This is a genomic window from Citrobacter sp. RHBSTW-01013 (assembly GCF_013781985.1).
Taxonomy (GTDB): Bacteria; Pseudomonadota; Gammaproteobacteria; order Enterobacterales; family Enterobacteriaceae; genus Citrobacter; species Citrobacter braakii.
In genome coordinates this window covers 1,977,689-1,994,611 of record NZ_CP056185.1, presented here as the reverse complement: position 1 = coordinate 1,994,611, position 16,923 = coordinate 1,977,689, and the positions used below count along the sequence as shown (strand labels likewise).

The 16,923-nt window shown below is 51.2% G+C and carries 13 protein-coding genes and 1 pseudogene; 1 reads left to right on the top strand and 13 read right to left on the bottom strand.

Features of this window, described 5'->3' with window-relative positions; translation table 11 throughout:
• Window positions 1-17: 17 nt before the first annotated feature.
• Window positions 18-1,049, bottom strand: a complete 1,032-nt coding sequence (locus HV350_RS09580; RefSeq protein WP_046092923.1) for an IS630-like element ISEc33 family transposase — start codon at window positions 1,047-1,049, stop codon at window positions 18-20.
• Window positions 1,050-1,285: 236 nt separating this feature from the next.
• On the opposite strand from HV350_RS09580, the gene HV350_RS09575 reads away from it, so the two are divergent.
• Window positions 1,286-2,560, top strand: a complete 1,275-nt coding sequence (locus HV350_RS09575; protein ID WP_011191341.1) for an IS4-like element ISApu2 family transposase — start codon at window positions 1,286-1,288, stop codon at window positions 2,558-2,560.
• A 16-nt stretch (window positions 2,561-2,576) separates the two neighbouring features.
• Here the strand turns inward: HV350_RS09575 and HV350_RS09570 are convergent.
• The 12 genes and pseudogenes from HV350_RS09570 to HV350_RS09515 form a co-directional block, all read right to left on the bottom strand.
• A pseudogene (locus tag HV350_RS09570) lies at window positions 2,577-2,867 on the bottom strand (sugar phosphate nucleotidyltransferase); the annotation flags it as partial.
• A gap of 14 nt (window positions 2,868-2,881) precedes the next feature.
• On the bottom strand, window positions 2,882-3,970 hold the full coding sequence (gene rfbB, locus HV350_RS09565) for a dTDP-glucose 4,6-dehydratase (RefSeq protein ID WP_200046973.1): 1,089 nt from the start codon (window positions 3,968-3,970) through the stop codon (window positions 2,882-2,884).
• A gap of 403 nt (window positions 3,971-4,373) precedes the next feature.
• Window positions 4,374-5,264: a GalU regulator GalF gene (gene galF / locus HV350_RS09560; protein WP_181630343.1), complete on the bottom strand. Its 891-nt coding sequence runs from the start codon at window positions 5,262-5,264 to the stop codon at window positions 4,374-4,376.
• Between the two features lie 165 nt (window positions 5,265-5,429).
• On the bottom strand, window positions 5,430-6,824 hold the full coding sequence (gene wcaM, locus HV350_RS09555) for a colanic acid biosynthesis protein WcaM (RefSeq protein WP_181630341.1): 1,395 nt from the start codon (window positions 6,822-6,824) through the stop codon (window positions 5,430-5,432).
• 11 nt (window positions 6,825-6,835) lie between these two features.
• Complete coding sequence (gene wcaL / locus HV350_RS09550) at window positions 6,836-8,056, bottom strand: colanic acid biosynthesis glycosyltransferase WcaL (protein ID WP_181630339.1); 1,221 nt, start codon at window positions 8,054-8,056, stop codon at window positions 6,836-6,838.
• Entirely contained in the window at window positions 8,053-9,333 is a 1,281-nt protein-coding gene (gene wcaK / locus HV350_RS09545) for a colanic acid biosynthesis pyruvyl transferase WcaK (protein WP_181630338.1), read from the bottom strand. The genes wcaL and wcaK overlap by 4 nt, the downstream gene beginning before the upstream one ends.
• A gap of 23 nt (window positions 9,334-9,356) precedes the next feature.
• Entirely contained in the window at window positions 9,357-10,835 is a 1,479-nt protein-coding gene (gene wzxC / locus HV350_RS09540) for a colanic acid undecaprenyl disphosphate flippase WzxC (RefSeq protein ID WP_053388856.1), read from the bottom strand.
• A gap of 1 nt (window position 10,836) precedes the next feature.
• Complete coding sequence (wcaJ, locus tag HV350_RS09535) at window positions 10,837-12,231, bottom strand: undecaprenyl-phosphate glucose phosphotransferase (protein WP_016156914.1); 1,395 nt, start codon at window positions 12,229-12,231, stop codon at window positions 10,837-10,839.
• Window positions 12,232-12,285: 54 nt separating this feature from the next.
• A complete protein-coding gene (gene cpsG, locus HV350_RS09530) occupies window positions 12,286-13,656 on the bottom strand; it encodes a colanic acid biosynthesis phosphomannomutase CpsG (RefSeq protein WP_181627239.1) in 1,371 nt (456 codons plus the stop codon).
• A gap of 127 nt (window positions 13,657-13,783) precedes the next feature.
• Window positions 13,784-15,220 carry a mannose-1-phosphate guanyltransferase gene (gene cpsB, locus HV350_RS09525; protein ID WP_181630647.1) on the bottom strand — a complete coding sequence of 479 codons (1,437 nt, stop codon included), beginning with the start codon at window positions 15,218-15,220 and terminating at the stop codon, window positions 13,784-13,786.
• A complete protein-coding gene (gene wcaI, locus HV350_RS09520) occupies window positions 15,220-16,446 on the bottom strand; it encodes a colanic acid biosynthesis fucosyltransferase WcaI (protein WP_181630336.1) in 1,227 nt (408 codons plus the stop codon). Before wcaI ends, cpsB begins: the two co-directional genes overlap by 1 nt.
• Window positions 16,443-16,922, bottom strand: coding sequence for a GDP-mannose mannosyl hydrolase (locus HV350_RS09515; protein ID WP_181630335.1), 480 nt, complete (start codon window positions 16,920-16,922; stop codon window positions 16,443-16,445). The genes wcaI and HV350_RS09515 overlap by 4 nt, the downstream gene beginning before the upstream one ends.
• Window position 16,923: the final 1 nt, after the last annotated feature.

Here is a 16,923-nt window from a genome sequence, read left to right as displayed (position 1 = left end):
AGCTGCGCCTAATACCGCTACACTTTTGCCTGACCATGTTTTCCTCCGGGGAATGGGCTGGCGGTTTCCATAAAATGGCGGACCTTTTTCAGTAACTGCCACATTGAGCGGCACTGATGATTACGGGTTATCGTGTCATGAAGTGCCTGCCATAGCCGTTCCACATGATTCACCCACGGCGAGTAAACCGGCTGGTAAATTACCCTGAACTTGGGATTTGCTTTCAACCAGCGCTGTGTTTCGCGGCTTTTATGGATAATGTAGTTATCAACGATCAGCGTGATTGTTTTCGCCCGCCGGTAAGTGGCTTTCAGGTGCTTCAGCAGAGCGATAAACAGCGCTGAACTTTTGCTGTTGCCGCCCACGTAGCTGACTTTACCCGTGCCACTGTGCAGTGCGCCGGCCAGATAGTATTTTTCGTTCTGCCCCGGCGTCACTACCCGTTTCTGCTGTCCGCGCAACTGCCAGTCCGCACCGATTTTAGGATTAAGGTGGATATCCACTTCATCTTCATAAAATACCGGATGCTCTGCGCTGCATTCATCCAGCGCTTTGTGGATTACCGCCATCTTTTCATCTTTATGTGGGTCACGGATACGCAGAGTTGGCGCGGCCCTGCGCCATACAAGCCCCGCAGATGGCAACCAGCGGCGAACGGTTCCTGCATGTAACTGGCAACCGGTTATCTCATTGATTTTTATTGCCAGTAATTCGGTGCTCCAGCGTGAACGTTGATAACCAAAATCGCCGGGAGAATGCTTTATCAGCTCACGTAACAGGGTGCAGATATGTTCAAAAGGCCAGCGTCGGGAGCGCCCTGCGGGTAAGGATTTCAGGCCTTCAATACCTGAGTGCGTAAACCAGTTAATCCAGCGACCAACGGATGAACGGGCACAACAGAGAGTTCTGGCAACATCGCTGACCCGTTCACCCCGATGAAGCATCAGCATGGCCGTGAGTCTGCGGGCATGATTTTTATCGCGCGTTTTATGAATAGCTTTCTGCATCAGGCGTCGTTCGCCACGGGGTATTGGTGCTATGATCGGCATCGCTCAGTCCGGTTGGTGGTTTTGGTTGGTTTGGCGATTGATCAGATCGCACAATCCGGGCTGAGTTCCCTTTCAGTGATCTACTATTCCGCGCAGCTATTTAGCACAAGCGCGCATGGCTCATTATTGATAAATCATGTACAGGATCTTTAGCTACAACCAATTGAAATAGATAGAAAAAAGGCTTCGTTTGTGATCTGATTTAATCGCAAAAAAAAACCGACACGCCCGAAGCCATGACTATTATCAATGCAACCCAGTACCTCAAGCAACTTCTTAGCTCTTCTGAACTCAACCGGATCGGTAAATTTACCGGTTTTTGTCAGCGACTCCGGGATATCCAGCCTGCGAGACTACTCCCGGCTCTGCTCTCAGGGCTTGGTTGCGACAAGGTGGATGGTATTGCTGGTTTGCATCGCCATTTCAATGCGTTGCAGCTCCATGATACTGACCAAATAGCGTATAAACCCTTTCACAACCAGTTACGCAAGCAGGGTTTTCCCTTGTTCATGCGCGCACTGGTTGAACGAGCCATCGCCTTACGCCTCAAGGAGTGTCTACCGGACGCCCACGGACTGGCAGGCTTTGAGCAGGTACTGCTGCAGGACGGGTCGTCATTCGCGTTACATCCGCAATTGGCAGAACATTTCCCGGGCCGATTCAATAAGCACAGCCCCGCTGCGGTAGAGTGTCATATGACCATGTCCTTGCTGGACCAGTCGCCGATATCGATGAGTATCACGGCGGATACCGAATCGGAGCGCAAGCATCTTCCGGCCGCAAATTCGTTAAATAACAAACTGTTATTGGCGGATGCCGGTTACATCAGCCGCGAGTACTTTGCTGATGTGACCAAAGCCAAAGGAAGCTATCTGGTCAGAGGGAGTCAAAATCTCAATCCCAAAGTACAGGCAGCTTACCGACAGGACGGCAGGGAAATGCCCAAGTTACTCGGAAAAAAGCTCAAGGATATCGATCGGAGAAGCTGCAGAGCCGAGGTTCTGGATCTGGATGTGAGTTCGGGAAAGTATAAATATCGACTCATAAGACGTTGGTTTGCAGAGGAAAAACGGTTCTGTATATGGATGACCAATCTTCCGCGTGAGCGATGGCCAGCCGAGAAGGTGATGGCATTGTATCGTTGCCGTTGGCAGATCGAACTGTTGTTCAAAGAGCTGAAATCACATAACCGGTTGAAGGCGTTCGCGACACGACAAAAAGCGATAGCGGAAGGCTTGATCTGGGCTAGTTTGCTGGCCTTGCTGGTCAAACGTCGGCTGGCGCTGACGCTGATTGGCAGCGCGGAGTTATCGATGCTGAAGATTGCCAAAAACAGCGCGCTTTGGTTAATGCCGATATTGGCGAGCATCATCCATGGTGCGTGGCAGGAAATAACAGAGAAGTTGGAGTGGGCAATGGTGTATTTATCCAAAAACGGCAAAAAGAGTAGGCAGAGAAAATCCAAGCAAAACAACACGTTAGACGGTATTATTAATTCGCTTGCCGCTTAAGGTTCTGTACATGATTGATAAATTCTTCACCAATAATAAAGGCCTGTGCCAAACCATCTGGAGAAGGCTGAACTTCGTAGGATAAACTGATTCCAAACTGTGAACCATCGCCTAACAAACGTTTGAATGATGGCATATCATCGGGTGTAGTAATTACTAAAATCTCACGAATACCCGCCAACATCAGTACGGAAATAGGGTAAAAAATCATTGGCTTATCATAAACAGGCAACAGTTGTTTTGATACGCCTTGGGTTATTGGATAAAGGCGAGTTCCGGAACCACCTGCAAGTACAATACCTTTCATCATTCTTTCCTTTCTTATTCTACCGATCCCAGGCGCTCGCCTGTATAAGAGCCATCCATTATTCTCTGCCACCAATCTCTATTATTTAAATACCAGTGTACCGTTTTACGAATGCCTGATTCGAATGTTTCTTGCGGTATCCAGCCGAGATCATTTTGAATTTTACTGGCATCAATCGCATAGCGCAGATCATGCCCTGGGCGATCGGTTACATAGGTAATGAGATCTGCATAGTGATTAATTCCCGCAGGTTTATCCGTAATAATTTCATCGAGAATACTACAAATAGTCTTTACAACGTCTATATTTTTACGTTCGTTGTGGCCACCAATATTGTAAGTCTCGCCAACCTTCCCTTCAGACACTACTTTATATAAGGCACGTGCATGATCTTCTACAAACAACCAGTCGCGAATTTGTTCACCATTCCCATAAACTGGCAACGACTTACCCGCCAATGCATTCAATATAGTAAGAGGGATCAATTTTTCGGGGAAATGATATGGACCATAGTTGTTTGAACAGTTCGTCACCAGAGTAGGTAAACCGTAGGTTCGACGCCAGGCGCGAACTAAATGATCACTGGATGCTTTCGAGGAGGAATAAGGGCTACTTGGGGAATAAGGCGTTTTTTCAGTAAACAGTGGTAAATCGCTTCCGCTCGCTACTTCCTCAGGATGTGGCAAATCACCGTATACCTCATCGGTCGATATATGATGGAACCGAAATGCGGTCTTACGTGAGTCGTCCAGTTCTGACCAATACTGACGGGCCGATTCCAGAAGAACATAGGTACCGATAATGTTTGTTTCGATAAATGCCGCTGGACCTGTGATAGAGCGATCAACATGGCTTTCTGCCGCAAGATGCATGACCGCATCAGGTTGGTGCACAGCGAAAATTCGTGCCATGGCATTTCTATCGCAAATGTCTGCTCGCTCGAACGCATAACGCGGATCACTAGCAATGTCTACTAACGATTCTAGATTACCAGCATAGGTCAATTTATCTACATTTACCACATAATCATTAGTATTATTAATAATATAACGAACAACTGCAGATCCAATAAAACCTGCTCCACCAGTGACGAGTATTTTCACAAGACTATTCCGTATTACGTCGCAATGTTTAAATTCAAACTTCATCCTGCAGAGCCAAACTGTGTTGCGTAAAATTATAAGCAAGCTACCGCCCCAGGCTCTACAGCTACCAGTATACTGAAAAGAATTACAACGTTATCAACTCTCCAGCCGAAACTGGTGAGCAATTTAATATAGGAGTTGGCACAAAATGCTAATCCTATATTCTCCCCTTAAACGCCCTTGAAAACAAGAAAAAATATCACCTTCAGACAAGTGCTAACGGGAAGTACTACTAACATTAACTGTTGATTCAAATATAAAAAAAAGGTAGCAATGAGAACTTACTAAGCTCTGAACAGCTCAGAATCCTTCTCTGCTACCTACTTGCAACTATCAGTCAAATCTTCGGATTATGAATTTATCACGTAAGCAACTTCTCAATGCTCTTACGGAACTTCGTTCCTTCTTTCAGGTTACGCAGGCCGTACTTAACAAACGCCTGCATATAGCCCATTTTCTTCCCGCAATCGTAGCTGTCACCCGTCATCAGCATGGCGTCAACAGACTGTTTTTTCGCCAGTTCAGCAATAGCATCCGTCAACTGAATACGCCCCCAGGCACCTGGCTGGGTATGCTCCAGTTCTGCCCAGATATCAGCAGAAAGCACGTAGCGCCCTACTGCCATCAGATCGGAATCCAGAGTCTGCGGCTGGTCTGGTTTTTCAATGAATTCAACAATACGGCTGACTTTGCCTTCGTTATCTAAAGGCTCTTTGGTCTGAATAACAGAGTACTCAGACAGATCGCCTTCCATACGCTTAGCCAGCACCTGACTACGCCCGGTTTCATTAAAACGAGCAACCATGGCAGCCAGGTTGTAGCGCAGCGGATCCGCGCTCGCTGTATCAAGAACCACATCAGGTAATACGACGACAAAAGGGTTATCCCCAACAATTGGGCGAGCACAAAGAATTGAATGACCCAGACCCAGTAACTGAGCCTGACGAACGTTCATAATAGTCACGCCTGGAGGACAGATAGACTGCACCTCGGCTAATAGCTGGCGCTTAACACGCTGCTCAAGCAACGATTCGAGTTCGTAAGAGGTGTCGAAGTGGTTCTCAACCGCGTTCTTAGACGCATGAGTCACCAGCACGATTTCTTTGATACCTGCAGCTACAATTTCGTCGACAATGTATTGAATCATCGGCTTGTCTACGATCGGTAGCATCTCTTTAGGGATTGCCTTCGTGGCAGGCAACATGTGCATCCCCAGACCTGCTACCGGAATAACTGCTTTCAAATTAATCATTAAGTCATTCACCTATTCAATTGTTGCTGAATTATAGCTTTTTAGCTTGTTTTAGCCAGTATGAATTACATTACTCCGATGCAGCGTATGTTACGCCGCTTAACTTCGCAATGCAGTAATCTTAATCCCATGGAGGTGTCACTTTAGCCAGGAATGGTCGCAAAGTTACCGCTCCCGTCCCGGCACTCGAAAATTCACCGCTTCGACATTCACCACCTGATGGTTTACCCGGTCGATGTCAACTGAGCTTTGCCCGGTTTCGTTTACCGCATGGATATTCGCCAGCGAGAGTAATGTGTCCTGTTTAGCCATAAACTTGCCGCGCACATCCTTACGGAGATCGAAGTGCATCTTAAGCGCGGGTCCCGTTACAGATTGCTGCATAACCCTGATGTTACGTAAAAAAAGGTGCTGTGGTTGGTTGTGCAACTCAAGCGTGGCACGCTTCATCTCCACGTTGGTGATCGCCACAAATGAAGTTGCATTACCAGAGGAGATCTGAATACCGCGCAATTTGTATTCACGTTTCGTATTATCCAGATGGATATTATTTAACTTAAAGTTTTGTGGAATGGATAAATAACGCCCTTTGATTACGCCGTAACCAATGAGCATACCAGCGCTATTCTCCATATTGATATTATCAATTACGAAATTATCACATCCGTAAATAGCGACCGTCGCATTATCAATGCCCGCTTTCTTGCTATAATCCGGGGTGATATTTCGCGCGGTAATATTACGAATAATAAAGTGTTTGCCGTTCTCCACATGGACTAACTGTCGACAGTCGCTACCGGTTATGTTCGCTACCACAAAGTTTTTTACCGCCAGTTCATCGGGATAGGTATTGTCATAGGTACTCCCCGCCAGACCGATGCCAATGCCCCAGTTCACGTTGCCGTTAGTACAGTTGATACGTTCAATGACATGGTCAGAAATGAGGATGTTGCTGTCGTTTATCGCCACATTCCACTCGATAGCATCACCCTGTAAATCGCTAAAACGGCTGTTCGTGATCTTTACGCCGTCCATTCGGTTATGAAAACCCTGACGCAAAATGCCATAGTTAGCGCGCGTGACGGTAATATCATCGATAGTCAGATTACGCATCAGCCTCGAGGTTTTACCGCCGATATAGATTTGCGTCACCGGACCGAAACCGCTCATGGCAATCCCTTTTATCACACAGTCCGAACCCCGCACATCGAGGGTAACGTTCCTCAGGCTCCCGCCCTGCTCGCCCATCACCTTGCATCCATCCTGCAGAACAAAGCGCCCACGGCCATTGCCGCTGATTCTGCCTTGCAGGTGTAGCGTTTTGCCAGGCGGGATAACAACTGCGGTATTGAGATCCTTACATTCCAGTTCATTTGGTACGACTACCGTTTGTCCTTCTTTGAACGCCTGCCTGAAAGAAGCCACCCAATCCTTTGGGTTGTAATCTTGAATGTTGACGCTGCCCGATGATTCAAGCGCCCGGACAACGGGAGTATGCAGTACGACAAGCGCAGAGCCTGCCGTCAGAAAAGTACGGCGTGAGAGTTTGTTCTCTGACATACAACCTCGATTTACATCGTTTGCAGCAGACTGGCTAACTGTTTATTGATCGCTAACTGATTAAATTCAGTTTCAATTTTTTCGCGCGCGCACTGCACAATCGGCTGTACCTGCTCACTGTCGAGCAGGCTAAATGCCGCTAATCGCTCGGCCAGCGCCTGCGCATCGTTTTCCGGTGCCAGCCAGCCAGACTTGCCCGACTCGACCAGTTCAGGGATCCCACTATGGACGGTGGAAATCACCGGGATGCCCACCGCCATCGCCTCCATCAGCGCCACCGGGATCCCCTCCATATCGCCATCCCTTCCGGTAATTGAGGGCAGCAAAAAGACATCGGCCTGCTCAAGCATTTCCTTCACCTGATGACTGGGTTTAAAGCCAGGCATCTCAATCACATCATCAAGTTGATATTGCTCGATTAGCGTACGCAGACGACGCTCCCAGGGGCCAATGCCAAGGATGCGATAACGGAATGCAACGCCCTGCTCTTTCAACTGACGACAGGCTTCGATGGCGACGTGCAGTCCTTTTTTCTCAGTTAACCTGGCGACAGAGATAATCTCCAGCGGGGCGGCAGGCGATTTCAACTGGCGTGGCGTAAAGCGCGTCATATCGATTCCCATGCGCGAGACCGCAATTTTCTGCGGCGGGCACCCCATATTTTTTAAACGTCCGGCCCAGAGGTTGCTAATAGGTAACATCAAATCCCCACGTTCAAACAGTTGCTGATATTCAGGGGTGTAGTGGGCAAGCACATCCCGATGCGAAACATCAATGCCGTGAAATACCGTGGCGATTTTGCCGCGGATCATCCCTAGCTCACGCAGCTTGGCGGCCGTTACGCCTGCGGGTCCAAAATGAGCGATAAACACATCCGCTTCAAACGCCCGCGGGTTCGCGCCACAAATGGCCGCCAAAATCAGATTGCGCGCCTCATCGCCATAGCGTGAAACATTCAGCGCTTTCCAGGTGGCTGAGCGGGTAATACCGCGCAGGGCCGCCACTGCCCTATACTTAAGCTTCGCCAGTTTGCTGTTCGGCTCATTCAGTAACCAGCGCGTTTTTTCACCCAGACGGTAGGTATTAAATGAGGCATGCGTATTTTCAAGATCACCCTTGTGCAACGCGACAATTTCCACGTCGTAGCCCATGTCGATAAATGCGGTAATCTGATTGAGTACAAAGGTCTCGGAGGAGAGCGGAAATTTAAGCAGGAAAAAGCCAAACTTCATTTTTCCCCCTCAATACGCGTTAAAACCGATTGCACCATGTTCACCCCACGTTCACGCTCACGCCTAACCGCGTCGCCGAGACGTATGTTCAGCTCAGGTAGCTGTCCGAGAGCATCGGCGACCTTTCCTTCCAGGCTGCCATCGAGCAGATGGCGAATATCGACGGCCATCTCTGCTAACCCCAGTTGTTGCATGATACCTGCCGATTTATGCTCATAATTAATGGCGATGGCTGGCGTCATAAAATTCATCGAGATGATGGCCGAGTGTAAACGAGTCCCCACCGTCAGATCGCATGTAGCCAAAATTTTCCCCATCTCCAGGTCGTTGAGTTCATCCATCACCACGTGATAACGGCCCGGGTCGTTAACATACTGGCTCAGGTTCAACGCCACCATGCGGTCATCTTTGTTGTAACTATCAATACCGGTACAGGTTGACAGCGCTATCACCTGGTAACCTTCATCAAGGATGCGGTTCACTACCCCAGCAAAAGCTTGCTCATAGGCCTGCTGCGTTGTCCCCAGACGCTTATCAAAAGGAGCCAGCTCACGCAGAGTAATGGCAACAGTCTTCTGTTTTGCCGCCATGTGTAACCAGTGCTGTACGGCATAACCAGGCTCATAATCCTCATCATGGTTATTTACCAGCCAGGCGGTATCTACCCCGGTTTCGACTTTATCCGTGTTTATTGCACTGCGCTTCATCAGATCCAGACTGACGGATTCACGCAAAATCAACGCATTACAGTGTCCAAAAACGTAGTTCGCCAGTTGATTAAACTGTTCATCCTGGAATGGCCCCACGCTGTGGCCAATCATGTACAGCGGTTTTTTCGCCATAAACGTACACAGGGCATGTTCAAACTGCGGTACGCCATACAAATCGACAAAAAACGATCCGCCGACCTGGATAATGGCGTCGTAGCGCGACAGCAGACGAACAAAATCGGTAAACCCCTGGGCGATCGCGATATTGCGCAGATTACCGGAATCGGTGACACGCGAGAGCAGCACCTGATGCTGATAGCGACGACGCAGCACTTTCTTCACGCGTCCCATAACGCCCGCAGCATTATTGTGTTGCTTCATCTGCGAATACAGCGGATCGCCCATCACCGGGCGGTTCAGCAACCACGAAGAACTCACCGGATAACGGCTCATAACATCCACTTCAGTCTCAGGACGCAACGCGTTAATGGCATCCAGCAAACCGCGCAGAATCGCGCTATCCCCACGGTTCCCACAGGTATGGTTGCCTAAAATTAATAGTTTCATTATGACCTCTTAAAGCGTTGTTCTTATCCTGCACGAAGCAAGGTTTTCATTTTTTCACTGCGGCAGAGCTGGCGTTTTATTTCCACCACTAACGGATGGCGCGACACCACAATCATCGCCGCAAACGCCAGCGCTCCTGCCGCTACCTGGATCCCCAGCAACGCACCTGGCGACAGTTGGCTGCGCAGCATTACGTCCAGCGCATAGCTCACCACAAGGGTAGGTAAAGAGAGATATAACGGCAGCCACAGACTGAGCATGTACTGGCGGTAGCTGGAGCCAAGAACAGGTTTGATCATCACGAAGTAACTGAGGATCGTGTTAATCACCTGGACCAGCAAAAAGCCCAGTGTCACGCCAATCGCCCCGGCCTGATGACCACCGATGAAAATGGCGGGAATAAACAGAAAGGTTTTGAACACATTGAATTTGAAGCTGATGTCGACCCGTGCTTTCGCCATCAGCAGTGAACCGATCGGATTCCCCACAGAGCGCAGCAGTCCAACAATGCACAGCAGTTGCAAGACGGGAATAATACCGTTCCACTTCTCGCCAAATACCAGCGGCACCACATTGTTCGACACCACCATCAATCCCAGGAGTACCGGGAAGTTAATGATCCCGACCACCGACAGCAGCTTGTAAAAATTCACCCGTAGCTTTTCACTGTCGTCCTGAATTTTGGCAAACGCCGGAAACAGGACACGGGTAATAATCGGGTTCAGTTTGATCGGAGGGACAACCGCCACGTTCCAGGCGAGATTGAATCCGCCCGCCACACCTGCGCCCAACGTTCTGGCTAAAACCAGCGTGGAAAGGTTGGTATTGAGGTAATTGATAATGCTGTCTGCCGTCAGCCACGCACCAAAACGCAGGTTCGACGAAACGGATGCCAGCGAAAAATGCAGCCCCGGACGGTAAATCCGGCGACCAAAATAGCCGAACAGCAGCGTTCGTAGCGTACTGTTCACCAGATACCCGAGAATGGCCGTCAGCGCGAGCGGCCAGAAATGGGCGCTGACCACGGTAAAGGTAAAACCGGCCAACACCGAACTGGTTTCAATCATGCCAATTTTGTTGAAGGCCAGCTCTTTTTGCATCAGCGCGCGAAACTGCTGCCCGTGCGGTATCACCACAAACGCCAGCGATAAGGTTTTGATGAGTGGCGCCAGTTCGGGATTATTGAGCACGCTGGCAATCGTCCCGCTAAGCAGAAACATCGCCACACATACCACCATACCCAGCCCAACGTTGAGCCAGTACAGCGTTGTCAGCTCAAGATAACCGATGTCTTTGCGCTGAATAATTGAATTGGCGATACCGAAATCCGACAGCGTATCGGCCAGCGCAATGATCACCAGCGACACGGTTAACAACCCAAACTGGTGGTTATCAATAATCCGCGCCAGGACGGTCATCTGGATAAGTCCCAGACCAATAATGATCACCGTGGCAATCGCCGACCACTTTGCGCCATTAAGCGTTTTTTCTCGTAAACTCATGTTAATACGCCGCTTTGTTCACAAAGCCTTTGAATACCGTCAGAAAAACAATTTTGATATCGAACCACACGCTCCACTCGCGAATGTATTCGAGGTCAAACTCCACACGTTTTTCCATTTTTTCCAGCGTATCGGTTTCACCGCGCCAGCCGTTGATTTGCGCCCAGCCGGTAATGCCCGGTTTTACCTTATGGCGTAACATGTACCCCTCGATCAGTTGACGGTACTGTTCGTTATGCGCCACCGCATGCGGACGTGGCCCGACGATAGACATCCCCCCGGTCAGGACGTTAATAAACTGCGGCAGTTCATCGAGCGACGTCCGGCGCAGGAAATTTCCCACAGGAGTAACGCGCGGATCGTTTTGCGTCGCCTGCGTCACCACCGCGTCGTTCTCCATCACTTTCATCGAGCGAAACTTCCAGACTTTGATCGGCTTCCCGTCCATGCCATAGCGGGTCTGGCGGAAAATCACCGGACCTTTGGAGGTCAGTTTTACCAGCAGCGCAATACCACACAGCACTGGGGAAATAAGTAGCAGGATCAGTGAAGCCAGCACGATATCTTCCGCGCGCTTTAACAGACGATTAATCCCCGAGAGCGGCGTGTCATACAGCGGTACCACCGGAACGCCGTTCATCTCTTCAATCCGTGAATGCAGAATATTGAAGGTAAAGACATCAGGAATGAGGATCACCGAGCAGGTAGTGTCGGCCAACTCACGCACCAGTTTTTTTACGCTTGCGCCATCGCTCATCGACATGGCGATATAAACGTTATGAATGCGTGAAGCTTTGGCGTCGTCCACCAGTTGTTGCAGATTACCGGCCCAGTCGCGGGAGTTTTTTCCAGGGATTGGGTCGTGATAGACCCCCGCCACTTCAAATCCCAGCCACGGTTCATGGCGAAAACTGTCCAGCAGCATTTGTCCGGCGGGCAGGTCGCCAGCCACCGCCACCCGGCGGGTGTTGTAACCACGATTACGCAGCCACCCCGCACCGTAGCGAATAAACGAACGACTCAACACCAGGCCGACGCTTGAAAGCAGATACCATGCCAGCCAGACGGCGAGACGGTTATCGAAATCGTTATTAAAGGCGATCAGACCTGCGCTAAAAATCAGACTCAGCGTCCAGTTTTGTAGTAACAGCACCAGCTCAGTGGAAATTTTGACGCCGCGCCAGGAGCGATAAAAATCCGTTATGCCACCGAGCATCTGAAAAACGACCAGCGTGATCAGCGCCACCAGCAGGTGCATATACAGGAAAGGCAAACCGCTTAATTCGCAGATCACCCACAACCCGCCAAACATGATGGTGATATCTGAAAAGCGTTGCACCATCGAAATTAACGACGCATTGGTTTTGGCGCGTTCGCGCTTTTTTAGATGTGTCATCGTGGTTCCTGTTAGTCACCCTTTGCCCATAAGCGGGCAAAGGAAGCACCGGCATTACTGATTCAGTAACGCCAGAAGAGTGCGCGTTCGCGCTTCCATCAACGGAATATTTCCGCGCGATTCCACGTTCAGGCGCACCACCGGTTCGGTATTGGAAGAGCGTAAATTGAAGCGCCAGTCGACAAACGCCATGCTGATACCGTCCGTTCTGTCCACCGTCAGCGCCTCACGGGAAAAGTGCCGCTCCACACGCGCAATCGCTGCCGCCGGCTCTGCCAGCGTGCTGTTGATTTCCCCACTCGCCGGATAGGCCACCATCCGGTCACGGACCAGTTCACCCAGCGACTGTCCTTTCAGACTCAGCAGTTCCGCCACCAGCAGCCACGGGATCATTCCGCTGTCGCAGTAAGCAAAATCACGGAAATAGTGATGCGCGCTCATTTCACCGCCATAAATGGCATCTTCATGGCGCATCCGCTCTTTGATAAACGCGTGCCCGGTTTTTGACATCACCGGTTTACCGCCTGCCGCCGTCACCACGTCCACGGTATTCCAGGACAGGCGCGGGTCGTGGATAATTTTCGCCCCCGGATTCTTCTCCAGAAACGCTTCTGCCAGCAGGCCGACAATGTAGTAGCCCTCAATGAACTGACCTTTTTCATCGAACAGGAAGCAGCGGTCAAAATCACCGTCGAAGGCAATCCCCATATCCGCACCGTGTTCAATCACCGCATTGCGCGTGTCGGCCCGGCATTCCGGCAGCAGAGGATTAGGAATACCGTTGGGGAAGTTGCCATCCGGCGTATTGTGAATTTTGATGAACTCGACCGGCACACCCAGCGCCTTAAAACGGGCTTCAATGGCGTCAACCACCGGACCTGCCGCACCGTTGCCGGAGTTAAGCACCAGCTTCATCGGTCTCAGGCTGCCGGGATTGATGTAACCCAGCAGGTGGTCGATGTAGGCATCGCGGGTAGTAATACGCTGGTAGTGGCCACGTTTTGTCACATCAACCGCCGGGAAGTCGTTGGCTTCCGCCAGGCGCTGCACGTCGCGCAGACCGGTATCACCGCTGATGGGCCGCGCCCCTTCCCGCACCAGCTTCATGCCGTTGTAATCCATCGGATTATGGCTGGCGGTCACTTCAATACCGCCGTCAATGCCAAGGTGGAAGGTGGCGAAGTAAATCTCTTCGGTGCCCGACATACCAATATCCAGCACATTCACCCCCGCATCCTGCAACCCTTTCGCCAGCGCCAGTTTTAGCGTCTCGCTGGTCTGGCGCACATCGCCGCCCAGAACGATAGATTTTGGCTTCAGGAACTCGCCGTAAGCGCGGCCAATGCGCCACGCAATCTCTTCATTCAGCTCTTCGCCCAGCCTGCCGCGAATATCGTAGGCTTTGAAACAGGTTAATTTCGTCATGATTTCCCCTTCTTCAGGCAACAGTTAGCCCTCTCCTGACTGGAGATATTTTTCACAAAATGACTAGCCGTTAGTTTTTAGGCCGGATAAGGTGTTCACGCCGCCATCCAGCAACGATGATGTTGTGTTACGCGCGCCCGTAGCGATCCGCAAACCGCACCACATCATCCTCATCGAGGTAAGATCCGGAGCGCACTTCAATCAGATCGAGCGGGATTTTCCCGGGGTTCTCCAGACAATGGGTCGCCCCCAGCGGAATATAGACAGACTCGTTTTCAGCAAGCAGTTTGATATCATCATTGATTGTCACCTTCGCGGTACCAGCAACCACAACCCAGTGTTCAGCCCGGTGATGATGCATCTGCACAGACAATCCCTCACCAGGCTTGACGGTAATTCGCTTCACCTGGTAACGCTCTCCGGCATCAATTGAGTCGTACTTGCCCCACGGACGATAAACTTCGCGGTGAATATGATGCTCATGACGCCCGTCAGCCTTAATTTGCTCTACCACTTTTTTGACGTCCTGCACCGCGTTGCGATCGGCTATCAGCACCGCGTCTTTGGTCTGCACCACCACCAGATCTTTCACCCCGACGGTCGTCACCAGGCCGGATTCGGCATACACGTAACTGTTTTCCGTTTTGTGGCTAATGACGTCGCCGTGATGCACATTGCCTTCAGCGGTATGGGCACTAATTTCCCACAGCGATGACCAGGAGCCAACATCGCTCCAGCCTGCGTTCATTGGCATCACCACCGCATCGGCTGTACGTTCCATTACCGCATAGTCCACAGACTCTTCCGGGCAGGCGAGAAACGCCTGTTCATCAACGCGGATAAAATCGAGATCGGGGTCGACCGTGCTCATGGCGTTCTCACAGGCTTCAAGAATGTCGGGACGATACTTTTTCAGTTCTTCCAGGTAACGTCCGGCCCGGAACAAGAACATGCCGCTGTTCCAGTAGTAGTCGCCGCTCGTCACGTAAGCCTGCGCGGTTTCCAGATTGGGCTTTTCAACAAACTGTGCCACCTCAAAAGCCACGGCGTCGGTATTCGTCGGCGAGACTTCCCCCCGGCGGATATAGCCATAGCCGGTTTCCGCCTGGTCCGGCACGATACCAAACGTCACCAGCTTACCCGCTCCGGCATATGGCATCGCATTGCGAACCGCCTCGCGGAATGCCTCTTCGTCGGCAATCATGTGATCGGCCGCCAAGATCAGCAGCAGCGGATCCTCACCCGGACTTTGACGTTTTGCCGCCAGCGCGGCCAGCGCTATCGCCGGTGCCGTGTTACGCCCGGCAGGTTCGAGAATGATGTTCTCAGTCAGCTTGTGCAGCTGTCGTAACTGTTCCGCTACGATAAAACGGTGTTGTTCATTACAGATAACCACCGGGCTTTCGCACTCCACGCCGTTCAGACGGCAAATCGTCGTCTGCAGCATGGTGAGATCGCCTTTCAGGCACAGGAACTGCTTTGGGTACAGCACGCGGGACAGTGGCCATAAACGGCTACCCGAGCCACCGGCCATCACCACCGGAAAGAGTTTGCTTTGACTCATCATGTACCCCGTATATCTGCAAGAAATTGACTCAGCACGTTTTCTTTATCCAGCGTGCGTTCGGCATAATCACGTGCCACCGTGTTTACTTTTGGCATCATCAATGCCCGTTTAATACCGCAAACCAGCGCGTTTACCGACTCCGGCTCCACGCACACCGCAATGCCAGGGTGAGCGTCACAAAGCTGACCCAGCTCGGTTTCAGGTTCGGCAGTAATAACTGCGTTACCACCAACAGCGAGGATATTGGTCAATTTGGAGGGCAGTACGGCATCAGCCGCACCACGCTTTTGCACGACCAGATGACAATCCGCCATCTTGAGCAGCGCAGGCAGCGCGTCATATGATTGCAGCGGAAAGAACATCACGTTGTTCAGGCCGCGTTCGCTGACCATACTCTCCAGCCGCGCTTTACCACCGCCCTGCCCGACAATCACAAACAGCCAGGGGTGTTCGCTCAACTCGAGCGCTGCGTCTATCACGCTCTCCAGCCCCTGCTTTTCACCGATATTGCCTGAGTAAAGAACGATCTTTTGATCGGCAGGCAATCCCAGTTGCTGGGACAACGCCAGGGCATCGGCGTCGCTCACATCACGAAAGCGCGTCACTTCTGACCAGTTCGGAAAGAAAATAACCTTGTGCGGCGCAACGCCTTTTTCCATGGCTTTGTGCATCATGGAACGGGAAATCGTCGAAATATGGTCCATATTCAACAGCCCACTGCGCTCAAAGGCGCTGGCCAGTTTTGCCACCATACCGCGCGTGCCTTTGCCCGCCATTCCTAGCCCCAACATGGCATCGACTTCGTAATCCTGAACGTGCAATAGCGTACGTGCGCCACAAAGCTTTGCCAGCAGGCGCATGCCCGGCGTGCAAAACAGCGTCGGCACTACGCCGATAATGCGATCCGGCTTCCAGCGACGTTGCGCCAGTAGCGGGAAAAAACTGCTCAGGGCGAAACTGCCCAAATGCAGCAGGCGCTTGAGCGTTGAGGGTTGCTCAGGCACATACAGCGGACAACGCCAGACGAGGGCGTCGCCCTCTTCGCGACGGTAGCGCCAGGATGAATAACTGCCGTTTACCTTCCACTGGGGATAATAAGGCGGCGCGGTGATCACCCGAACGTCATGCCCCTGCTGCGCCATCCACTCCACCATTTCACCGGTGTATTTGCCGATACCGGTCAACTCCGGCGAATAGTTGATGCCATACACGAGGATCTTCATAGCCCGGGTACTCCGGCCTGACTTGTTTTACAGAAGTAAGCCCGACTGTTGTCGTGCACGTGGTCACTGACCAGAATCTGTGTAGCCGCCATCCATCGGTACGCATCATGTTGGACATTGGGCAGTAGCAAGTCGTTTTCCGACACCCGCAGACGAAATCCCAGCACGATGTAATGCGTTGAGAAATCATCCCCAGAAAAGTTGTCGTCATAGAAGTGCTGCCAGACACCGTAAAACTCCGCAGCGGACAGCGGTAAACGTAACCCCAGCTCCGTTTCGGTAAGCCGCTCAAAGGCCACGTGCAGCGGTTCATTTTTTTGCACCCGACCGCCGGGCACAAACCAGTAACCCTGCGCCGGACGATTGAGACGCTTACCGAGCAGAAATTCACCGTGGGTGTTTTCCACGATCAAATCGATGGAAATCAGCGGAGTTGAACGTACTACGGTGGCAAAATCCTCATGACGTAAAAACATG